Origin of the sequence: Mesoplasma syrphidae (assembly GCF_002843565.1) — a bacterium.
Taxonomy (GTDB): Bacteria; Bacillota_I; Bacilli_A; order Mycoplasmatales; family Mycoplasmataceae; genus Tullyiplasma; species Tullyiplasma syrphidae.
On the sequence record NZ_CP025257.1, the window covers coordinates 357,137 to 380,969 of the forward strand.

The 23,833-nt window shown below is 30.1% G+C and carries 23 protein-coding genes; all 23 read left to right on the forward strand.

The window, feature by feature from the left end; all coding sequences use genetic code 4:
• Positions 1-28: 28 nt before the first annotated feature.
• Positions 29-769, forward strand: a complete 741-nt coding sequence (locus CXP39_RS01465) for a hypothetical protein (RefSeq protein ID WP_027048176.1) — start codon at positions 29-31, stop codon at positions 767-769.
• A gap of 63 nt (positions 770-832) precedes the next feature.
• Positions 833-1,453: a hypothetical protein gene (locus CXP39_RS01470; protein WP_027048175.1), complete on the forward strand. Its 621-nt coding sequence runs from the start codon at positions 833-835 to the stop codon at positions 1,451-1,453.
• Between the two features lie 28 nt (positions 1,454-1,481).
• Positions 1,482-2,534, forward strand: coding sequence for a phenylalanine--tRNA ligase subunit alpha (locus tag CXP39_RS01475; protein ID WP_027048174.1), 1,053 nt, complete (start codon positions 1,482-1,484; stop codon positions 2,532-2,534).
• Between the two features lie 11 nt (positions 2,535-2,545).
• Positions 2,546-4,924: a phenylalanine--tRNA ligase subunit beta gene (gene pheT / locus CXP39_RS01480; RefSeq protein ID WP_027048173.1), complete on the forward strand. Its 2,379-nt coding sequence runs from the start codon at positions 2,546-2,548 to the stop codon at positions 4,922-4,924.
• The gene (locus tag CXP39_RS01485; RefSeq protein WP_036256270.1) at positions 4,924-5,415 is read left to right on the forward strand and encodes a DUF177 domain-containing protein; all 492 of its coding nucleotides are present in this window, start codon (positions 4,924-4,926) and stop codon (positions 5,413-5,415) included. The genes pheT and CXP39_RS01485 overlap by 1 nt, the downstream gene beginning before the upstream one ends.
• A gap of 16 nt (positions 5,416-5,431) precedes the next feature.
• A complete protein-coding gene (gene rpmF, locus CXP39_RS01490; RefSeq protein WP_027048171.1) occupies positions 5,432-5,611 on the forward strand; it encodes a 50S ribosomal protein L32 in 180 nt (59 codons plus the stop codon).
• Positions 5,612-5,743: 132 nt separating this feature from the next.
• Positions 5,744-6,187, forward strand: coding sequence for a division/cell wall cluster transcriptional repressor MraZ (gene mraZ / locus CXP39_RS01495; protein WP_211246772.1), 444 nt, complete (start codon positions 5,744-5,746; stop codon positions 6,185-6,187).
• A gap of 2 nt (positions 6,188-6,189) precedes the next feature.
• Complete coding sequence (gene rsmH, locus CXP39_RS01500) at positions 6,190-7,116, forward strand: 16S rRNA (cytosine(1402)-N(4))-methyltransferase RsmH (RefSeq protein WP_027048169.1); 927 nt, start codon at positions 6,190-6,192, stop codon at positions 7,114-7,116.
• A gap of 19 nt (positions 7,117-7,135) precedes the next feature.
• A complete protein-coding gene (locus tag CXP39_RS01505) occupies positions 7,136-8,518 on the forward strand; it encodes a hypothetical protein (RefSeq protein ID WP_027048168.1) in 1,383 nt (460 codons plus the stop codon).
• 24 nt (positions 8,519-8,542) lie between these two features.
• On the forward strand, positions 8,543-9,682 hold the full coding sequence (gene ftsZ / locus CXP39_RS01510; RefSeq protein WP_027048167.1) for a cell division protein FtsZ: 1,140 nt from the start codon (positions 8,543-8,545) through the stop codon (positions 9,680-9,682).
• Position 9,683: 1 nt separating this feature from the next.
• Complete coding sequence (sepF, locus tag CXP39_RS01515) at positions 9,684-10,082, forward strand: cell division protein SepF (RefSeq protein WP_051591864.1); 399 nt, start codon at positions 9,684-9,686, stop codon at positions 10,080-10,082.
• 86 nt (positions 10,083-10,168) lie between these two features.
• Entirely contained in the window at positions 10,169-11,155 is a 987-nt protein-coding gene (locus tag CXP39_RS01520; protein ID WP_036256266.1) for an alpha/beta hydrolase, read from the forward strand.
• A 286-nt stretch (positions 11,156-11,441) separates the two neighbouring features.
• Complete coding sequence (ileS, locus tag CXP39_RS01525; RefSeq protein WP_027048165.1) at positions 11,442-14,174, forward strand: isoleucine--tRNA ligase; 2,733 nt, start codon at positions 11,442-11,444, stop codon at positions 14,172-14,174.
• A gap of 15 nt (positions 14,175-14,189) precedes the next feature.
• The gene (locus CXP39_RS01530) at positions 14,190-14,792 is read left to right on the forward strand and encodes a signal peptidase II (RefSeq protein WP_027048164.1); all 603 of its coding nucleotides are present in this window, start codon (positions 14,190-14,192) and stop codon (positions 14,790-14,792) included.
• A gap of 1 nt (position 14,793) precedes the next feature.
• Positions 14,794-15,720: an RluA family pseudouridine synthase gene (locus CXP39_RS01535; RefSeq protein WP_027048163.1), complete on the forward strand. Its 927-nt coding sequence runs from the start codon at positions 14,794-14,796 to the stop codon at positions 15,718-15,720.
• Between the two features lies 1 nt (position 15,721).
• Positions 15,722-17,050 carry a rhomboid family protein gene (locus CXP39_RS01540; RefSeq protein WP_027048162.1) on the forward strand — a complete coding sequence of 443 codons (1,329 nt, stop codon included), beginning with the start codon at positions 15,722-15,724 and terminating at the stop codon, positions 17,048-17,050.
• 58 nt (positions 17,051-17,108) lie between these two features.
• Entirely contained in the window at positions 17,109-17,552 is a 444-nt protein-coding gene (locus CXP39_RS01545) for a deoxycytidylate deaminase (RefSeq protein ID WP_084497566.1), read from the forward strand.
• 508 nt (positions 17,553-18,060) lie between these two features.
• Entirely contained in the window at positions 18,061-18,834 is a 774-nt protein-coding gene (locus tag CXP39_RS03995; protein WP_027048160.1) for a hypothetical protein, read from the forward strand.
• A 508-nt stretch (positions 18,835-19,342) separates the two neighbouring features.
• The gene (locus CXP39_RS01555; RefSeq protein WP_051591863.1) at positions 19,343-20,359 is read left to right on the forward strand and encodes an alpha/beta hydrolase; all 1,017 of its coding nucleotides are present in this window, start codon (positions 19,343-19,345) and stop codon (positions 20,357-20,359) included.
• Positions 20,346-21,761, forward strand: a complete 1,416-nt coding sequence (locus CXP39_RS01560) for an amino acid permease (protein WP_027048159.1) — start codon at positions 20,346-20,348, stop codon at positions 21,759-21,761. Before CXP39_RS01555 ends, CXP39_RS01560 begins: the two co-directional genes overlap by 14 nt.
• Before the next feature lie 109 nt (positions 21,762-21,870).
• Positions 21,871-22,200 carry a holo-ACP synthase gene (locus CXP39_RS01565; protein WP_027048158.1) on the forward strand — a complete coding sequence of 110 codons (330 nt, stop codon included), beginning with the start codon at positions 21,871-21,873 and terminating at the stop codon, positions 22,198-22,200.
• Entirely contained in the window at positions 22,193-22,696 is a 504-nt protein-coding gene (locus CXP39_RS01570; RefSeq protein WP_027048157.1) for a dihydrofolate reductase, read from the forward strand. The genes CXP39_RS01565 and CXP39_RS01570 overlap by 8 nt, the downstream gene beginning before the upstream one ends.
• On the forward strand, positions 22,677-23,726 hold the full coding sequence (locus CXP39_RS01575) for a lysophospholipid acyltransferase family protein (protein WP_084497558.1): 1,050 nt from the start codon (positions 22,677-22,679) through the stop codon (positions 23,724-23,726). The genes CXP39_RS01570 and CXP39_RS01575 overlap by 20 nt, the downstream gene beginning before the upstream one ends.
• Positions 23,727-23,833: the final 107 nt, after the last annotated feature.

Below are 23,833 nucleotides of genomic sequence, written 5' to 3' on the forward strand. Positions count from 1 at the left end.
TTAGTGTTAAATAGTCAAAGGAGCAAATATGAAAAATAGAGCGCAAGTTTTTTGCTTATTATGAATAGCTGTTATTCCGCTGGGAGTAGTTTTACTAGACTTATTTTTATCAATTGTTGAACAAAACAATGACTCTGTGTCAAATAACTTTGATATTTCCTTAATTAATCAAGTTATTTATTTATCCGTTTGAAATGCGATAATTAGTTCAATATGAGGAATTTGCAATTTAATCAAAATTAGCAAACCACAAGCCTACCAATTTTTAGGATCACGAGAAACATTTACATTAATCACCACTTTAAATATTTTTGTGTTTTTAGTTTATGCAACTAATTTCATAGTTGCCCCTGATACTATTCCAGGCTTTAAAAGTTGATATCAAATTTTGAAATCAGTTTTGGAACACTTTGTTACTCCACCGTTGGTAGTACTGTTGTATTTCATGACAGTTGAAAAACGTTATTCTTCAAGGCAATATGCAAAGCGTGGAGGATGAAATGCAATGATAATTCCAGGTGCCTATATAGTTTTCATTATGATTAGAGCCGCATTTTTATATAGTTTTAGTGAAGACCCATTTACACCATTTCCATATGCAATCGCTGATCCTTGAAAAGTTCCGTTATGACTTTCTGCTGGAGCCATACTGGGAGCATTATTCGCAAATTATGGAATTGCAACATTTTTAAATTGCATGAGCAATCGTATTCACTACTATCGCTATTTGAAGCCATGTCAAAAAGTAAAAAGCAAGAAAGCTTTGTAGCTTTTTGCTTTTTATTTATGCATATTTTGATAAAATTATTTAAATAGATTGTTAGGTGATGCTATGGATGAGTATTTTAGAGTCCAAGAAAATTTTAATTTGACTTCTGTAGCTAAGCAAAATTGCACAAAATTTGAAGGCTATCAAATCAATTGATGTTTCGAGGGGTTTCCCAAGTTAATATCAAAGCCAAGCTTTTTAACCTATTTACAGACAAGTTTTGATTACCAGTTTAGTAGCTTGATGATTGATGCAATTGAGCAAGAAATTGATAAAATACGTTTTTTGTTTAATCAAGTAGATGAAGCGACAAAAAGATATTTGAATGAGCTAGGAGATGTCGCAATTATTACCCGTAATTATAGTCGATTTTTGTTAAATGCCTATAGTGATCTTAAAAATTTTGTTAATGAGACTTTAATTAATTGAGTGTTTTATAATGCTTTGCATGAAGATTGAAAAGAAAAAACCATGAGATATGATACGGAAATTTTTTATCAAGCTCGTTTTAAAAAACTAGAGCTTGATTTTCAAAATAACTTAAAAAAGACATTGAAAGCAATTTACAAATTAATACCAAATGATCAAACAATTAAACTTATGATAGCAACTTATGAAGCTGATATGAAACAAAAAGAACTTTGCATTGTGAAATTACGTTCGCAAGCAAAATTAAACAAATAAAATGAAAAAGGAAAAAGGGAATATAAAAATGATTAATAAATTAACGATAATTTTAAATGAATTTAATGATCAATTAAATTCAGCAAAGGGTTTAGAAGAATTAGAAGAAGTTAAAAAGCAATTTTCTGGAAAAGACTCACCCTTAAATGATATTTTGAAAGGTATGCGTGAAGCATCAGTTGAAGAGCGCCAGGAAATAGGAAAGTTGGCAAATCAAGTTCGTGTTGAGATTACCAATAAATTAAATTTGCGTTTTGAGGATTTTAATCGCGCAGTTTTAAATGAAAAGTTAAAAGCTGAACAAATTGATGTTTCTTTACCAGGAACTAATCTTGATTTTGGTACAAAACATCCTTTAAATTTAGTTATTGAAGAGATTAGTGACATATTCACTGAAATTGGATTTGAAATGGTTGATGGAACTGAAGTTGAATTAGATTTATTTAATTTTCAAAATTTAAATTTGCCAATTGGACATCCAGCTCGCGATATGCAAGATACTTTTTATATTAATGATGAGGTAGTTATGCGTACTCATTGTACTAATGAAACTGCAAGAATGTTTACTCAGATTTCAAAAACAAACAGCAAAAGCAAGAATTTGGCAGCCATTTCGTATGGAAATGTTTATCGACGCGATGATGATGATGCCACTCATTCGCATCAGTTTATGCAGGTTGATGGGTTTGCTCTTGGAGAAAAAATTTCTTTTGCAAACTTAAAATGAGTTTTGAAATATATGTGTCAAAGATTGTTTAATGAAAGTGTCAATATTCGCTTAAGACCATCATTTTTTCCTTTTACAGAACCAAGCGTTGAAGTTGATGTTTCATGTTTTAAGTGTGATGGAAAAGGTTGTGCTTTGTGCAAACAATCAGGATGAATTGAGATCTTGGGTTCAGGAATGATAAATGATCAAGTTATGGAATTAAATGGTTTGGACCCAAAAACACAGTCAGCTTTGGCATTTGGAATTGGAATTGAAAGAATTGCAATGCTGAAATTTGGAATTAATAATATTAGAAACTTTTATGAGAACAATACTAAATTTTTAGATCAGTTCAAATTTTATGGAGAATAGGGAGAAAATATATGATTATTACAAGAAAATGATTAGAGCAGCATCTAAACTTAAATAATATCAGCAATGATCAAATTTCATTAGCCTTAAATTCTCTTGGATTTGAAGTTGAAGAAACATGTGATTTTGCTAATTTAAATGAGGAATTGGTAATTGGATATGTTGTTGAATCAATTCCAATTGAAGGTACACATTTACGTTTCAATAAAGTCAATATTGGAGCTCAAAAATTGTTAGAAATTGTTTGCGGGGCTGCAAACGTAAATTCAGGTCAATTTGTAATTGTTGCCAAAGTAGGAACAAAAATTGCGAATGGAATGAGATTAGACGAACGTGAAATTCGCGGATATAAATCACAAGGAATGATTTGTGCTTTAAATGAAATTGGTTTGTCAAATAATGTATTGACAGAATTAGAAGCTGATTCAATTTATGTGATTAACTCAGCAAAAGATTTAACATCTAAATTAGGTAAGTCAATTAGTGAAATTAATTTTGATGATTATATTTGAGATATGGATTTAACTTTGAATCGCAGTGATGCTTTAGCAGCGACACAGTTATTAAAAGAAATTTCTAACTATTTTAAAATTTCATATGACAAAAATAATTTCAAATCTATTGTAAATAAAACAAATGCTTTTGAAGTAAATATAGAAATTGCCAAAGAGATAGAAGAAAACGTTCGTACTGTTGCTTATGCAACTATTGAAATCACTAATAATGATTTTAGATTAGAAGCCAAAGATGATTTGTGATTAAAATTTTCTCATTCAAAAGCGACTGACAATAATTTTGAGCAATTAGCAAACAAAGCAGCACTTGAATCAGGACAACCAGTTATTTTATTAGACGCTAATAAAATTGAAAAGAATTTAAAACTGGAAAGTATTAGTGTTGATAATAAGAGTGCTATTGCTTTAACATCAAATAATAAACTTGTTAATATAATTGGTAAAAAAACAGAACTTGAGTTTGCAATTAATCAGCAAACAACTCAGGTAATAGCCGTTTTTTTAAATTTTAATCCAGTAACAATGCGTAAGCAGCAAAAAGATTTAAACTTGTCAAACATTGATCTACAGCGCTACATTAAACCACTAAATCCAAATTTATTCGGCTTTGCATATGAAGTTTTATTAAGTAATTTATCAGCTTATGGTTTGGTAAAAAAAGCTAGTGAAGTTAAATCAATTAAACAAGCTTATATAAATCGCGTAATTTACGAATTGCCGTTATCAAAAATCACCGATTTGTTGGGAATTAATATCTCAATTAAAGAAATCAAAGAGCTTTTCAAATATTTGGATTTTGAAGTAACAGGAGAGGCCAAAAACTTGGTCTTTAAAATTGACCCAAATAGAACTGATTTGTATGGCCAAAATGATATTTGTGAAGAAGTTGCTCGTCTATATGGTTATGATAATATTTTAGAACAGCCATTAAACGTTGTTGCTCGTAAAAATACCAAAAATATTAGTCACAAATTACAAGTTAAGATTGGAGATTATTTAATAGGTCAGGGGTTTAATAACACTAAAACTTATTCACTAATTGCTAGTGAAAAAGTTGAAAAGTGAAATTTATTTGATATAAAAAATCCCGTTAAATTAATGAGTCCATTGTCAAAACTGCATGAAACATATCGAACAAACTTAATTTCATCATTAATCGATGTAGCAATTTATAATTCGTCAGTTGGCAATAAAAATTTAAAGTTATGGGAAGTAGCAGATTTATATGCGCATGATAATTTCCGTGAACGCCATTTAGCATTCTTAGTTTCAGGAACTGTATTGGATGACAAGATTACTAAAACCAAAGTTGAGGCTAATTATTTTTATGTTAAGGGAATAACTGAAGCAATTTTAAGATTGTATCGAATTGATTTAAGCAAAGTATCATTTACAGTTTGTGAGTCTGTTATTGATGAACTACATCCATACGTTAATGCAGAAATTAAGTATGAAAATCAATTACTAGGATTTATTTTTGAACTAAATCCCAAATTTGAAAACATTAAAAAACTTAACAAAACTTTTGGAATTGAGTTAAACATTAATGCTTTGGAGCACGTTTCTCAAAAACAATATGTGTCTCAAGAATTTTCTAAGTATCAACAATCATCAAGAGATATATCATTAGTTGTTAGCCATGAACAACAATATCAAGACTTAATTAAAAAGTTGACAGATAATGTAGATTATTTGATAGCTACAAATTTAATTGATGAATATCAAGATCATGAACTTGCAGCAGCTCAAACTAAGTCAATTGCTATTTCGTTTATATTCAATGCTTTTGATCATCAATTAACTGAAGCTGAAATTAACGACCAGTGAGCTGTGGTCTTGAATAATGCTAATAGTTTAAACGCAAAAGTAAGATAATGTATTTAGCAGAATTACTAAGCAAGCAACATCAAGAACTGACTGCAAAAATTGATAGTCCAGAAAAAATAGTCTCAGCCAATATTTTAATTAAGCAATTTTTGGAAATTGATTATGATATTGATGTAGATTATTTTGAAGATATCCAAACTGTTAAGGTAATTGGAGTTATAAACTTTAGACTGTTGGCAATTGATGCTCGTGATGGTCAGGAATTTGAATATAGCGATGGGATTGATTGGAATGATGAATATACTTTTAATGCCGAATTAAATGATCAGGCCAATTTAATCTTAGGTGAAGAGTTTAGTTTACAGGACTATATTATTGAACAAATAAATATTAATATTCCTGTTAACTTGTCAAAAAACAATGATATAATTTTAAAGGCTGGTTCTGGATGGGAGTTGTTAACACAACAACAATTCGATGAGTCGGAAAATGACAATCCAGATCCTAGATGAGAAAAATTGTCAGAATATAAAAAATAAGGGGAGGTGTCATTACATGGCTGTACCATTTAGAAAAACTAGTAAGGCTGCTAAAAATAAAAGAAGATCTCACTTAGCTTTAGCAGCAGCATCAATTGTTTCATGTGGAAACTGTGGTGCTATGATTAAACCACACCGCGTATGTAGAGAATGTGGTTTCTATAAAGGAAAAGAAGCAAAATCAATTGAAGCTTAATTTTCATACAGAATAATAAAAGGAACAAGGCGACGCCTTGTTTTTTTTTTTTTTTGTTAAAAAAATACTTTTTTGTGTTAATAAACCATTTTTGATTAATTTTTGTGTAATAATATAGACATGTGGGAGAAAGTGGGGCGAAATGTCATGTTATTGGGAACTTATGAACATAATTTAGATGACAAGCTTCGTCTTACTATTCCATCTAAACTTAGAAACAAATTGGGAAATACAGTTTATGTTTCTAAGGGTTTTGAGGGCAGTTTGGAATTACGAAGTATTGAAGAATTTACTATTTGGTCTCAACAAGTATTGTCGTATCCAAATATGAATTCTGAAGCGCGTATGTTAAGCAGAACAATTTTTGCTAATTCAGCTGAAGTTGAAATTGATTCATCAGGGAGAATTAAAATTCCTGCAAACTTATTGCAATTGGCAAATATATCAAAAGATGTTTATATTTTAGGTTTGGGAACTAAGGCAGAAATATGAGATCGTACTGAGTTTGATTCATATGAAAATGAAAATGCGAATAAAATGGAAGCAATTGCTGACAATCTAGGAAGCGTGGCTTAGTTATGGAACAACATATTCCAGTGTTACTTTTTGAATCAGTTGATATGTTGAATATTAAACCAAACGGAATTTATGTTGATTGTACTCTTGGTCGCGGAGGCCATTCTAGTGAAATTTTGAAACGCTTGACCACTGGGAAACTTTATTCAATTGATCAAGATCCAACAGCAATTAAAGAAGGTAAAGCAAAGCTATCAAATATTTCTAATAACTTTCACATTCTTGAAGGCAACTTTTTAAATATAGCTGCGCTTCTATCAATTAAGGGAATTTTCAAAGTTGATGGTATATTATATGATTTAGGTGCTAGTTCGCCACAGTTTGATGTTCCTGAGCGGGGATTTAGTTATCGTTTTGACGGACCATTAGATATGCGCATGGATACAATTAATAATTCACTTACAGCAGCCAAAGTTGTCAATGAGTATAGCGAAGAAGAACTCAAAAAAATTTTGTGAAATTATGGCGATGAAAAATTTGCTCCAAGTATTGCTAGAAATATTTGTAACTCTCGGCCAATTGACACGACTTTTAAATTAGTCGAAATAATTAAAAAATCGATGCCTCAAAAAGAGTTAAAAAAGCCTAAGCATCCAGCAAAAAAAACATTTCAGGCATTAAGAATTTATGTAAACAATGAGATTGAAGTTTTAAAAGATTCTTTGAGACAAGGCTTGGAACTACTAAATCGGCAAGGAAGGATTTCAGTTATTACATTTCATTCCTTAGAAGAAAAAATTGTGAAAGAAATTTTTAAAGAAGTAACTTTTTCGAAACAAGATCAGGTTTTAGCTTCTTTGCCAATTGAAATTCAATCGAATTCAAAATTTAAGCTTGTTATTAAAAAACCGATTAAAGCTTCAAATGATGAGCTTAATCAAAATCGTCGTTCTCATAGCGCTAAATTATGAGTAATTGAAAAAAAATAAAATGGATAGGAGTGATATCATGATTAACAAATTTAATATTGATGTTTATGCAACATTGGAAATCAGAAATGATGGAATGATTTTTTCAGTATTTAAATACATTGGAAATAACCCGATACTTCTTTTCACAAGAAAATCAATTGCACCTGCCGTCTTGAGTAGTAATTGATTAGATAAAGAAGAGCATGTCAAGGACACAGCAAAGACAGCAAAAGAATTTAGTAAAATGATTTCTGAGTTTGAAAATTCTTATGATGGCTTAAAAATTGATAATGTTATTTTGATAGCTCCCAATAAAAATATCAAATATACAGAAAAGCCATTTACAAGCAATTTCGTATCAGAGAGCAATCCGCATGGAATTATTGTTACAAAAAAAGTTATTAAAAAAATTATTAGCGATTTAAAGATAAAATCAAAAGTCGAAAACTGTGAAATTTTTAGTGAAGAAATTATTGAAATTCAGGCTGATAACAAATGTACAACTCTTGAAAGAATTGCCAATATTCAAACTGAGAAATTAACTGTAAGAATTAAGTTTGTTCATATTTCTGAACAAATGCTAAATTCTCACAGAATGGTGATTACCAAAGCAGGAAAAGAAGTTCTGAAAGTTAACGGAGTTAATACGAGAATTAGTTCACTCTACAATGCTGTTGCCGATCAATACAATAAAAAACAACGTGTTTTGGTTATTGATTGAAAAGAGAGTCAAATTGAAGCAGGAGTTTTTGAAGGTCGCAAGTTAGTTTGCTTGAAAACTTTTGTTGATGGAACTGATAAAATCATTAGTATGATTTCTAAAAAACTTCGTGTAAGTAAAGAAATTGCCAAAAAGTATTTAATGCACAATCTTGATTTTGGATCAAATAATAATGATCAAAGTGTTGTATATCAAAACTGAAATTCAACAAACAAGGCATTAGATAAAATGACCGGATTGCAAATTAAAGATGCAGTTGCAACAATTTTTGATAGTTTTTATGGGCCCATTAAAAGAAATATGAGCAAGAATTTTACTCAAGGAGAATTAATTACTCATAACTTTGGAACCATCACTGAGATTCCTGGAGTGGAAACTATTCTTCGAGGAGGTTCAAAATTTGCAAATGATTATGTATATGGAAAAAGAATTTTTGGTGCCAATAATAATCATGAAATGGTCAGTGCAATTGGAGCAGTCAACTACGCAAAAATCATGAATTCTCGTCGTAAAGAACGTCAAGATAAAATTGTCACATCTATTTACAGTGGGATTAACATTCAACAAAGTAGAGATCAGGAAACAGAAAATCGAGCATTTGGGAATTTTGTTCCAAAGAAAAGTCGATTTAATGCCAATCAGCCACTATTTTTAAAAGATAATGGAATCTTAATTGATGAAAAAAAATTTAAAAGCTAAGAAAAGTTAAAGGAGCGATTTATTATGGAAAATAATTTTACACAAAAGGCAGTCATTAAAGTAATTGGGGTTGGTGGAGCAGGTAATAATGCTGTTAATAGAATGATCGATGAAGATGTTAAAGGAGTCGAATTTATTGTTGCCAATACAGATGCTCAAGTATTACTTAGCTCTAGTGCAGAAAATAAAATTATTCTAGGAGAGAAAACATCAAAAGGTTTAGGAGCAGGAGCAAACCCAGAAATTGGAAAGCAGGCAGCTTTAGAATCAGAAACTGAAATCAAAAAAGCTTTAGCAGGAGCAGATCTTATTTTTGTTGCCGCTGGAATGGGTGGAGGAACAGGAACTGGAGCAGCCCCAATTGTTGCTAAAATTGCTGCTGAATCAGGCGCTCTTGTTATTGGAATTGTTACCAAACCATTCCGTTTTGAAGGTCGTCACCGTTTAAAATATTCTGAGCAAGGATTAATTGAACTTAAAAAATATGTTGATTCGGTTATTGTTATTTCTAATGATAAGTTACTACTATCAGGAGGAATTCCAATCGAAGAATCATTTAAAGAAGCTGACTCAATTTTAAAAGAGGGAGTCAAAACAATTACTGATTTAATTGCAACACCTGCTGTTATTAATTTAGATTTTGCTGATGTTAAGACTGTTATGTCTAAAAAAGGAAATGCATTATTTGGGCGTGGAGCAGCTGGTGGAGAACGCAGTGCTGAAACTGCTGCTAAGCGTGCAATTTCATCTAGCTTGTTGGATACAAAAATCACTGGAGCTAAAGATATTATAATCAATATTATGGGGGGGCCTAACACTTCACTAAATGATGCTTATGATGTAGTGGACATTATTACAGATGCTACTGAAAACGAAGATGTAAATATTGTTTTTGGAATCTCAGTTAACCAGCATTTGGGACAAGAAGATGATATTGTTGTAAGCGTCATTGCGACAGGATTTAGTGAGAAATCAAATGAAGAAATTTCAGGTGAGCGTCCCGCTCGTCAAATCCGTCCAGGAGATCGTGATCCACTAGATAAAATTCTTAAAACAGAAGTTGACGTAAACATTAACAAAGCTCGTCCAAGTCAAAATGCTGAAGATCCATTAAAAGCTGAAGATATTTTTAACAATGACGACTTTCCAACATTCTTAAAATAATATGAGTATTTTCAAAAATTTAAAAGTCAAGCCGCCAAAACTTGAAGATCATTCAACTAGCATAATTGATGAGTACAAAGAAGAATTTAGTCAGCAGCTAGTTGAATTCGATAGCGGTTTAAAAGAATTTGAAGACGTCACTATTGAACAAGGAAAGTCAGAAGCATTATTGTTTGATGTCAAGAAAAAAACTCATGTTTTTGCACCAAAAAAGTACCGCGAAATCAAAACCATGATTGATGAGTTAATTCAAAACAAAGTAATTTTAATTGATTTTTATAATCTTCAACCAGATGAGAAGCGTCGAGTTAAAGACTTTCTTAGTGGAGTTACTTATGCTTTGGATGGTGAATACCGCAAAATTGAAAATGAAGTTTTTAAATTTATAATTTCTAAATAACTCTCAATCGTTGAGAGTTTTTATTTTGCCAACATAATGTCAATCTTATCTTAGTGTTATAATAACAATATTGTAAAGGAGTAATTATGGGATATTCAAACTTAGCTAGAGCATTAATTTCAATGTGAAACTCACATTTTTCTAAAACAATTTTTGAGCGTCAAGATGGCACAAACTTGAAACTAAATATAATTAAGATGTTTGATCTTTCACCAATTACACGTAACTCTAATAAGAAATTAGGAATTTTACAATATAAAACTCCTAATGTTAGCTTTATGGTTCCTTCAAAGGATGGAACTAAAATTGCTGGAAGTATTTGATTAAATGATCGACCATCAAACAAATGAATTATTGGAGTTCATGGATTTAATTCTGATCGTTTTAGCGTACTTTATTTAACCTGACATTATCGAGAACTAGGATATAATGTATTAACATTTGATTTTCGTAATCACGGTGGCAGTGAAGTTGATGTTGTTACCTGGGGATTCAAAGAGAAGTGAGATTTGATAGCAATTATTAATTGATTAATATCTAGCTATCAAGTTGATGAAATGGGACTAGTTGGTACAAGTATGGGGGCTTTCACAATTAATCATTTAGCATTGTCTGAACCTGAATTAATAAAGCAGGCAAATATTCGCTGAGCAATTGCAGATTCAGCATACATGTCAGTTCCAGAATTATTAGAACGAATGATTAATAACAATGCTCCGAAAATGTTTGAAGGATATGCTCGAGAAGTTTTAAAAGATATGATGGCAATTTATCGTGAAGAGTATGGAGTAAATTTAGAACATTTAGCGTTTTTAGATTTGATAAAACCAGATACAGAATATATTCCAATCTTGTACTTTCATAATCGCCGTGACCGTATTACTGATCATTTAGATAGTTTTAGAATGAGCGATTTGAAAAATAATTTGGAGGACTCAAATCGCAATGAAGTCGTTATTTATGATAAAGGATATCATCACACGAAATCAATTATTGAATTTGGGGAAAATTATCGAGAGATATCATTAAAGTTTGTTAAAAAAAATCAGGTGCCAGGAAAAAAGTCAAAATAAATTATTTTAAATTATTTAAAAATAACATATAATTTATTTATACAAATCGAAATAGACACGGTCGTAATAGGATGTTATTAAGAGAGCTAGTGGTTGGTGTAAACTAGTTAACTAAGATTATGATTATCACTATTTTTTAACAGAAAAGAAAAAAGCAATTTGAGTAGAATTCTGCGGTGGTCCCGTTAAAACCTAAAGATGATAAACAGAAGTTTATTAATTAGGATGGTACCGCGGTTAATCGCTCCTTTTTATAGGGGCGATTTTATTTTATAGGAGAAATATTATGGCAAATAAATATAAAGATACACTATTAATCGGACAAACAAGTTTTGATATGCGTGCAGGACTAAAAGACAAAGAACCGGTTTTTGAAAAGTTTTGAGAAGAAAATCATATTTACCAACAAAAGCTAGCATTAAATCAGCAAAAACCATTGTTTATGTTGCATGATGGCCCACCATATGCAAATGGAGATTTGCATATTGGTCATGCTTTAAATAAAACATTAAAAGATATGATAATTCGTTGAAAAAATTCTTATGGATATCAGGCACCATTTATTATGGGATGAGATACTCATGGCTTGCCAATTGAAACAGCTGTTACAAAAACTGGTGTTGATCGTAAAACAATGGACCCAGTAGCATTTCGTAAGCTGTGTGAAAAATATGCTTTAGAGCAAGTCGATAAACAAGCGTTGCAATTTAAACGTTTAGGAATGTTTACCGATTATAATACTAAATATGTAACTTTGGACCATGATTTTGAAATTTCTGAATTGCGCTTATTTCAAAAAATGTATGAAAAGGGACTGATCTATAAAGCTTTAAAACCAATTTATTGATCACCTTCAAGTGAATCAGCTTTAGCAGAATCTGAAATTGAATATGCAGATATTAAATCGCCAACGATTTTTGTTGCTTGTGAAATTACAACTGGAAACAGTCATGTAGAATCAGGTGTTAATTTAGTAATTTGAACAACAACGCCTTGAACAATTCCTTCAAATCAACTAATTGCTGTTGGTCAGACAATGAATTATGTAATAGTTCAACCAGCAAATGAAAGTCGTCAGTTTATAATTGCCGAACAATTAGTTAATTCCGTTAGCGAAGCAATTGGCTGAGAAAGTATTAATATAATAAAACATCTTAAAGGTATAGAACTTTTAGGTTTGGAATATGCTCACCCATTGTATTCATCAAAAAAATCGCAAGTTGTTCATGGAGACCATGTAACAGCTGAAGCAGGAACAGGATTAGTTCATACTGCTGGAGGTTTTGGAGAAGACGATTATGTTATTGTTAAAAAACATGGTTTAGAACCATTTGCTCCAATTGATAATCAAGGAAAATTCACTGAAGAAATTGCTCAATATGATCCATCGTTAGTTGGGAAATTCTATGATGACACAAATAAAGAAATTGGTCAGCGATTGGCAGAAACTAAAAATTTATTGAAATTAAAATTTATTTCACATTCATACCCACATGATTGAAGAACTAAAAAGCCAGTAATTTACCGTTGTACTTTACAATGATTTGTAGGATTAGAAAACGCTAAGGCTGAGATTCTTCATAATGTTGATCAAATAACAACAAATCCGAAATGAGCAAAGCAACGTTTGTATCAAGTTTTAGATGACCGTACTGATTGAACAATTTCACGTCAGCGTTTGTGAGGAGTTCCAATTATTGGATTTTATAATAGCCACGATGAACTTATTTTGAACAGTGAGATTTTGGAATTTGCAATTAGCAAAATTGCAGAATTAGGAACTAATTCATGATTTGAGTTGCCAACTGATGTATTCTTACCAGAGCAATGAAAAAATCAAAACTTACGCAAAGAAAAAGACATTTTGGATGTTTGATTTGATTCAGGTTCAAGTGCAATTGCTCTTCAACAAAGATTTGCACAATACAAGCTACCATATGATATTTATCTTGAAGGTAACGATCAATATCGTGGATGATTTAATGCTTCAATGATTAATTCGACAGTTTATGGTGGGGTTGCTCCGTATAAAAAACTAGTTTCACATGGAATGACAACAGATGAAAAAGGTAACAAAATGTCAAAATCATTGGGTAATGGAATTGATCCAATAAACTTTGCCAATGATTTGGGAGCTGACATTCTACGTTTGTGAGTAGCTTCAACTGATTATACTGATGATCAAAAAATTGGACCAGAGATTATTAAGCAAGTTTCTGAGACTTATCGTAAATTTAGAAATACAATGCGCTTTATTTTAGCGAATTTGGCTGATTTTGATAGTCAAGAACACTATCAAAATGATTTAGCAGAAGTTGACAAATTTGCATTGCATAACTTAACAGAATTTAAGACTAAAATTGTTGAAGCATATGAAAACCTACAATATAACATTGTTTACAATGCGACTATTAATTATGTTACTAAAGATTTGTCAGCATTTTATTTGGATTTCATTAAAGATATTTTGTATGTTGAAGCACAGGATTCGTTAAGACGTCGTCAAGTTCAAACTGTTTTGTTTGAGCAATTATGAGTACTAATTGATACTTTAAGACCAATTTTAGTTCACACAGTTGAAGAAGTTTATCAATCATTGTCAATTGGCAATAAAGCGGCGTCAGTTCATTTATTGGATGTCCGCAAACAAGAGTTTGAACAGTCATCAGAATTTGTTAAAAAATGAGCAAGTGTTATGGAATTAAGAGATGATATTAACAAGGCTTTGGAAGTAGCGCGAGAAAATAAAATTATTAATAAAGCTTTCGAAGCAACAATTGAAGTCGAATTAAAACCACAATATGCAGATTTGGCAAAAGTTGAAAATTTGGCGCAGATTTTTATTGTTAGCCAGCTTAATTTTGTTAAGAAGACTGAAAATTTTGTTGAACAAAATTTAGCATTTACAAATGTCAAATTGCGTGATGGTGTTAAATGTGAACGCTGCTGAGGAATTTTTGATGAGCTAATCAATCAAGAAATTTGTCAACGTTGCTATGAAGTGGTAAATCAAAAATAATCAAAAGGAGATTATATGTGATTAGAGTTAAGTCAAAATTTAAAAAATCGTGATTATCAATGAAAATTTAAATTAGCAATATGTTCACCAATTTTTGTTATTTTAGTTGCCTTGGATTGAATATCAAAAGCAATCGTTGTTGCCAAAATGGAGCAGGATGGCTCTCCAATTACCATTATTAAAAATTTTCTTGATTTTAAATTTATTATTAACATGGGTTCTGCTGGTGGAGCCAATGCTGACAAACTAGCATTAACTATCACATTAGCAACAATATCAGCAATTGTATTAATTATTGCTTTTATTTTCTTGACAGATCGTAAAGTTTTGATAGGGATTACCATTATACTATCTGGAGCTATTGGAAATTTAGTCGCAAGAGCTTGAGCACCACCAAATCTAATGGGTCAATATGGAGGAGTTGTTGATTTTATTAGTGTCGCTTCATGATTGCAACTTCCATGAGCCAAAAATGCAATTTTCAATTTGGCAGACATTTGAGTCAACATTGGTGTTATTTGATTCATTATAGCGATTATTATTGAAGGTACCAAGCAATTGAAAGTTTATATGAAAGCCAAAAAGAATAGTCAATCAGAAAAGGAAACAGGGGTTTAGAATGGAAAAACAAATTAAAATTATTGCCAAAGCTAAAAGCAATCGCTTAGATAAGTATTTAGCAGAGGCATTAAAAGAAGAGCATGATCTTTCAAGAGCTTTTATTCAAAAGCTTATTAAAGATCAAAATATTCAAATTAATGGTATTTTTGCTGAATCTCAAAAAGTTAATATTGCTGAAAATGATGTAATCACAATTACTATTCCCGCACCAAAATCAACTGAAGTTATTGCTGAAAAAATTGACTTTGAAATTATTTATCAGGATCAAGACATTTTAGTAATTAATAAACCAAATAATATTGTAGTTCATCCAGGAGCTGGCAATACAAGTGGAACTTTAGTTAATGGGTTGTTAGAGGCTATTGATGATTTGTCTTCAATTGGGGGTGTTGAACGTCCTGGTATTGTTCACCGTTTAGATCGCCAAACTACCGGATTATTAATTGTTGCCAAAAATGATAAGGCTCATAAAGTAATGTCACAAATGTTAGTTGATCATGAAGTATATAAAGAGTATCAAGCTTTGGTATGAGGTGTGATTTCTGAAAATAAGGGAATTATTGATGCACCAATTGGCCGTCATCAAAATGACCGTAAAAAAATGATGGTGACAAACAAAAATGCAAAGCACGCCAAAACAAACTTTGAAGTTATTGAACGTTTTGATAATGCAAGTCTCGTTCGCTGTTCAATTGAGACTGGACGAACTCATCAAATCAGAGTTCACTTCAATTTTATTAAACATCCAATCATGGGCGATCCGATGTATGGACGCTTAACAGATAAGGATACTAACTGAGGACAATATTTGCATGCATATAAATTAGTATTTAATCATCCGATTACAAATGAAAGAATGGAGTTTATAGCTGACCTTCCGAAGGAATTTAGTGATAAAATTAAAGAATTAAAGGGGGAAGCATAATATGGATTTTACTTACAGTGAAATTAAAACAAGTTTAGTTAAATTTTTAACTAAAGTTGAAAAGTATAAGGCCATTAATTCAAAAGTTACGGATGGATTAGTTTTTTTAATTCATAAAAATCATGAATATGGAATGATTGTTATCAGTGAACATGACTTTGATTTGAAGGCAAATTCTGAAGCAATGACAATTAGTAAAAAAGCCAAGATAAATGATCGTCATAAAATCAAAATGTTGAAAATAATTATTAATAATGAGACACCAGAAGTTGTTAAATTTGCTGATGAAGTTAAAGTAGTAACTAATCAAAAAAATGTTAAAGAAATTTTACTGGAGTTTTTTCCAAATATTGGCTTAGTCGAATTTACCAAATCTAAAAATGGAACTGTTGTTGAACCAATTGTTGAAGATGAAAAAGCAAATCAGGAAACTTTAAGCAAATTCGTTGCTGCTCTTAAAACTAATAGGGTAACGACTAGTTGAGCTATTTTATTTTTATTTGTAGTTACGCCAATAGTGTTGTCCTTAATAGCAATATTTACAGCGTCAAGTAGCGAAGCTGTTGAGCTAAATCAATATTCAAAGACTGTTACTTTAATTTTTGGTGGAACAACATACTCATTGACAATTCTTGGTGGGCAGTGATGAAGAATTTTTACCTATGGTCTAGCGCCACATTCTTCTAATATTATTTTAATTATGCTGTTCATTTTCTTTATCGGGTCAACGATATTTTTGACAACAAAGATTACCGAAACACGTATGGGTTCATACCGAATGATTGCAGCTTTTGTTCCTGCTTACATCTTGACTGGATTTTTGGCATCAACAACTTTACCTGCAACTATTACTGGTGGAATGCTACCAATCTTATCGATTATTTGCGGAATGTTACTAATGAATACATCAGGTGATCGTACAATTACTGCTAAATTTTCAAAATTAAAATCAGTTTGACCATTGGTCTTAATTATAATTTTTTCTTTTGTAATGGGAGATGCTCAGGACTTTTTAGTTAATGGGGTTGCAATTGTATTAGGATCTGCTTTTTCAGGATTGGTTAAACCAAAAGATAAATATAATTGAACTCATGGAGTTATGGTAGCAATTATTGTGGGTATTTTTGTCACTAGTTTAGTATTTTTATTAGTAGATAGCTATATTCCCGCAATGGATATGAGAGTCGCAATAACATTAAAATATTATGCTAACCACAATATATTTGGTGGAATTGATGGCAATAATGCAATTTCCCAACGTATTGGTTGAAGAAGCATTTTATATTATGATGCTAAAAATATTATTCAAATAGGAAGAAAACCATTTTAGGAGGTAATGTAAGATGTCTAACAAAAGAACAGATTACTTATCATGAAAGCCTTATTTTATGACTGTTGCCAAAGCGAGTGCAATGCGAAGTAAAGATCCTTCAACTCAAGTTGGCGCCGTTATTGTTAATAAACTAAACCAAATTATTTCAACAGGTTATAACGGATTTCCTCGAGGGATTAATGATGATGAATTTCCATGAATAAATTCTGGTGAGGATTGAGGAAATTTAAAGTATCCGTATGTTGCTCATGCGGAGCTAAATGCAATTGTGAGTGCGAGAACAGATTTAACTGGATGTGATGTTTATGTGACATTGTTTCCTTGTAATGAATGTACAAAAATTATTATTCAAGCCGGAATTAATCGAATTTATTTTATTGATGACAAATATCATAATGAGAAGGAATTTATTGCTTCTCGAAAAATGTTGGATGCTGCAAAAATTTCTTATGATCAGCTTCCAAACTTGGAAATAACAATTAAAGTAAAACAAAAATAATCTGCTAGAGTATTACTAAAATAGTAAGTAGAAAAGACAAACTTTTAAAATTTTCTTTTAACTTTAAAGAAAACTGTTAAATAACCTTTTTCGAAGCATATAATTAGATTCATGATAATAGTGAATTAAAGTCATATTGGAAGTGAAGTTTTTATTATGAACAGAAAGTTATTTCTTATCTAAAAAGAAATATTAATATTAGATTTTAAATAATTAAGAGTTGAGGCAGAGGATTTCTTAACATGCGAAAATATTTTATATTAGATTTTATATTAGTCATTAATTAAATGAATTTTGTTATATGAGAAATATGCTTTTGATAGTTTGAGTGGTGTAAAAGTCTATGAAAACAAGCGTATTAATGAATAGAAAAAAGTTAAAAAATTAAAGCAAAACTCAAATATCAATTTAAATAAATAGTAGAATATATAAATGCTGAAATTGATAAAAGAACTACTGAACCAAATATTAAAGAATATAATTTAATAAATTATGGAGAAAGAATATTATGTTTAAAAAGTTAAATTTTGAAAGTATTGAAGATTTGATTAAAACATTCAAGAGGAACAAAAATATTATTGGAATTATTCAGTGCGGAAGTAGAAACTATCTAAATGAAAATATTAATGAAATTGGTGACTATGATTTAACAGTAATTATAGATCAAAATATAAGTAATAATATAATGGGTTTACATTTTTTTATTAAAAAAATACCTGTTGATTGTATGATTAAAACTATTGATCAATTCTATAAACCAATTACTAATGTTTTTGATTTGATGCATTTAGACGGCGTTATTATTCATGATACTAATAATGAAGTCCAAAAAGCTTTAAATTACTTTATAGAGCATAGTAATCATAATCGCTTATTTGATAATAAATTAGTTATTAATAAATATCGTTATAAATTTACTCACATAAAATATAAACTATTAAAACGGTTAAATAAAAATGATTTAACAATTAAATATTTGTTCAATGTCGGTTTTATTACATTTGTTGAATTTTATATGATTACAAGAAAAATTCAGCCAGGCAAATTTAAACTTGCATTTGAAATGATGCAAACAAATGAAAGTGAATTATTCACTCTTGTTAAGAGATACCAAAATACTAATGATGAACAAGTAATGTATGAATTAATTGAAAAAATTTTTTCATACATGTTAAAGTTTTGTAACGGTTTTTGAAAAGAAGATGAAATTTTATTTAGAAAAAATATCGATTCTAATTTAGAAGATGAAAACAAATTGTTAGAATTTTTATTTGATAAATAAGTATTTTTATTTAAGTTTAGAATATAATCCTTAATTAAAAAATATATAAGGACTGCTTTATTAAAATATTAAAGTTTAGCAAATTTAAATTTTTTTAATCCGAACTAGAATTTGTTTTCCATTTAATATTAATGATTTAGACAATACGCAATTAAAATTATTAGTATATTTAAATTTGAGTGAAGTTAAGCAAAATGCGTCGAAAAATATAAAGAAAAGATCATAAAGAAATGAATGTCTATAAAATTTAAAACTTAAAAAGCATAGATTAATAGGTCTATGCTTTTTAAGTTTTTTTTTTTTTTTTTGAATAGCTTTTATATTTGATGTCCCTGTAGTTTCGTAATCCTTTTTATTTTATCTTAGAAATTTTTACAAATGTATATCTTTTAATTATTTAATAATAGTTCAAAGTGATAAGATTATTTTGTATAAGAAATTGAATAAGAATATTGATATCAAAAGCTACTAAAACTATAAAAGATATTTATAAACTATAGGAGTTATAATGAAAAAAAAACACTATTTGTATAATTTAACAATTATTACTAAAACAATTTGAAATTATAAGACTATTAAAAGTAAGGCAAAAATTAATTTTGAAAAATATAAAACTTTTTGCTACAACTATCCCCGCAATGGTAAATGAATTAATGAAGATGGAACCGTAATTTTTTCAAATAATTTACAGTATCATTTTGATGATTTAAAAAGCAAATATATGATGGTAAAAACTTTTGAAAATAATGATCTGGAAACTTTGGAATTGGCAACTGCCAAAGGACCAATTAGTGCGTTAGTTGCAAAAAACTCTAAGTCAAATAAGTGAGTCATTGGTCTTCATGGCTGAACAGAAGACAAATATTTAGCTTTGCGATTAGTGTTTCATTATTATCAACAAGGCTATAATATTTTGACATTTGATGCCTTTGCTCATGGTTTAACATATGGAGATAAAACAGATATTGGAATGTCTTCAGTTGAAATTATTGACTGTTTAATTGAGCATTTGCAAAAAACATATAGCCCTCAATCAATTGGATTAATTGGCAATAGTATGGGAGCATCAACAAGCGTTTTATATAGTCAAATAGGTAAATATAAAAATAAGATTAATTGAGTCGTTGCTGATTGCGGATTTAGTTCACTTAAACAGCAATATCGATATTTTATTGAAAATAACTTTTTTCATAATTGTTGATGAATCGAGGGGTACCAGTTTACAAAAAAATTTAGTAAGGAAACCAAAACTAATCAAAACAAATACAATCTAACAAAGGGAATGAAAAGGTGCTCTGAAGTTCCAATTTTATTTATTCATGGTCAAAAGGATACTTTTGTTCCATGATGAATGAGTCAAGAAATGTATGACAAAAAACGATTATATGAGACTAATATTCAAAGCGAAATTTGAACTCCGCCTGATGCAAATCACGTCGCAGTAATTGCAAAACACTATGAATTATATAAGACTAAAACTTTAGAATTTGGTAACAAATGGGAGAAAAATAATGAGATTAAGTAAAAAGTATGGTTTTTGAACTGTATTGGCATCAACATTAACTGCAATAGTTGGATCAAGTATTATTATTTCGTTCAATATGGTATTTAGTTTAGCTAATCAAAACCCAATTTTAATGATTCTAGCATGAGTATTGGGAGCTATGATTGTAATACCAGAGGCAATGATAATGATTGAACCTTCAATTGCCTATCAGGAAAGTGGAGGAGCTTATGCCTGAATTAAAAAGTGCAACTGAAAAATTTTAGCATTTTGATTTGGCTGAGTTTTAGTATTATTCGTTTCAGCAACTTCATTGGCAGGTTCTTGTTCAGCAATGGCGGGAATTGTTGGTGAAATATCTGGGATTAAAAATATTTACTTTACAAAGTTTTTAGCAATCGCTATTTTAATAGTTATGGGGGCAATTCAAATTTTGATTCGTAACAGTTCAAAGTACACGCAATTTATTTTTTTAGTGGCTAAGGCTTTACCAATTCTTTTAGTGTTTATTTTAGCATTGATATTTGGATCAAAAGATGGGTTATTAAGTAATGAAAATATCAATAATGATTTGGGAAAAGCTTATGTTTCAGCAGCGCTATTAATTCCGGCAATTACATACACTGGATTTGCTTATTCAGGTCATGAGTTTCCAACATACATAACAGCTGAAATCGAAAACCCTAAAAAAACTGTTCCGCTAACAATTATTGGAGCTGTTTTAATTGTATTAGTAATTTATGTGGCCTATGGAATTGCGTTATTGTCACTAGCAAAAACAGCGGGTGACTTACCAATGAATGGTACTTCATTGGGTGCTTTAAATATTCCAGATTGGGCAAAATTAACCTTTAACATTATGGCTATTTTCTTATTCGTTGGATCAATCAATGCCTTCTTAATGTTTCAATCGCGTTTAATTCATAAGCTTGCTGAATCTGGTGATGCACATGCAGTTTTTGGAAGAATTTACTCAAAATCTAATCAACCATATATGGCAATTATTTTATTAAGCACAATTGCAATCTTTTATATTATTTTCAACGATGTTACACAGATTATTTCATCATTTGCCTTAGCAACTACGGTTTTAAAACTCTTGTTAGATGCTTCTGTAATTAAATTACGCTATTCTGATAAAAAATATGTTCGTATTTATAATAATGTAACTTTTTGAATTTTTATGAGCTTAAGTATTATAACTGCGATAATAACTTTAGTAGGTTCAATTTATTTAATGGTAATTTATCCATTAAATCAATGAGAACAGTATAAAACAGTTTTCTCAGCAATTTGAAGACCATTACTAATGATTTTGGTTGCAGCAGGAGTTTTTGTTTTAGGATTTTTAAAAGTTCGCTATGAAAATAAGCGTCAACTAAAAAACTCTACAAAAGTGGCTGAAGTTGAAGAAAACAATTAATAAAGACAAGACCTTAGTTGATGCTAAGGTTTTTATTTTAATCGCCAAAACATTTAACATTAGCTCATACTTTAGATAGGTAAATGATAAAATAATATCAGGTGAAAATATGATAAAAAAAATTGGAATTGATATTGTTGAAAATTCGCGCATTAAATTAACACAGGTTTTTTTGGAAAAATTTTTGTCAGCTAAAGAGTTGCTAATAATTGAGTCATTTGAAAATGAGCAACGAAAACTGGAATTTGCAGCTGGTCGGTGAGCAGTTAAAGAGGCAATTATTAAGACTTTAGATATTTGAATCTCACCAACTTTAATTGACATTGGGTATCATAATAAGAGACCAGTAATTTTAACACCAGGAATGGAAGCAATTCATGTTTCAATATCACATGAAACAAACTATGCAGTAGGAATGGCGGTGAGAGAAGATGATTAAATTAATTTGAGCTCAAACCTGTGATGGAGTCATTGGCAAAGAAAACAAGCTTCCTTGATCGATTAAAAGTGAAATGGATTACTTTCGTAAAACGACTTTAAACCAAGCAGTATTAATGGGTTCAGCTACATTTGTTGGTATGGGTTCAAAAGCACTAAAAAATCGCTTAAATTATGTTTTGACACGTGAGCCCAGTCGTTTTGAAAAAAATGCTAATGAAAATTTGGTGTTTATAAAAGATCCACAAATACTAATTGATAAGTACTTACATAATCCTGATCAAGATCTGTATGTAATCGGTGGAGCACAAGTGTTTCAAATATTTTTTGATAATTGTGATGAATTATTACGTAGTATTATTAAAAAACCATATTTAGGGGATGTATATATGCCTCAATTCAATTACAATAAGTTTAGTAAGGTAAGGCAAAATGATTATGAGGAATTTACCGTAGAAATATATAAGAGGGTACAAAATGGCAAAACAAGCTATTAAAGAGAATAATTTAGAAGTTAAAGATTTAGAAGTGGAAACAGCAACAATTGTTGAAACAAACTCAGAACTTAAAGAAGAAGCAAAATTAATGAAACCATCAAACGAATCAAACAGCACTACAGCTGTTATTGATGATGAAGCTGGTAAACCAAAAGAGAAAGCAAATTTTAGTAAAGCTAAAATGTTATTTATGTGATGACCACTATGACGTATTTCACGTAAGTCAAAAAAAATAGTTAAAAAAAATCGTAATGACCCAAACACATATTCTGAAGAGTACCGTTATCAATGAGTTAAAAAGGCCGTCAATAAGGTTTTATTTACGCTGAATGTTGATATTAAGATTGAAGGAATTGAAAATTGATTAGATCGTGGGGTTATTTTAGCCCCTAATCATCAATCAAATATTGATCCGGCGATTTTAATCGCTATTAATGACTTTAGTCGTCAACAACCATTAGCATTTATTGCCAAAGAAGAATTGTGAGATGATAAAAATTATGGAGCATTTGTTCGTTTAATTGATTGTGTTCCATTAGATCGTAGAAGTCCTCGCTCAGCACTTACAGCTTTTAAAGAAGCAAAAGATTTGGTAGTCGATTACAAACGTTCTTTAGTAATTTTTCCGGAAGGAACTCGTAGTGGAACTCAAGAAATTGGTGAATTTCATGCTGCAGCCTTAAAAGTTGCCCAAATGGCAAACGCGCCAGTTGTGCCAGTCACAATAATCAATTCGCATCAAGTATTTGCTGAAAAGCGCCCTAAACGTGTAGAAATTAAAGTTGTTTTTGGTAAACCAATTATGCCAGCTAAACATATTTCTTTAAAAACAGAGGATTTAACAAAAAACGTTCGTAAGGAAGTTGTTGCCAATATGCAAAAATGAGAACATGAGCCAATGCGTTATGAACTTAAAAAACTTTCTAAAAAAGATATCAAAGCCTTAGAAAAAGATATTAAACAAAAAGAAGAAAGTCAAAAAAATAAAAAGAAGAAATCTTTTAAAGATCTTTTCAAAATCGTTGATTAAAATCAGCGATTTTTTATTTTTTCTATAAAATTAGTCTTGAAATACTATCAAAAATAAATGATAATTAATGAGTAATTGGTTTTTCCAAATTATGTAAAAAAAGGTTG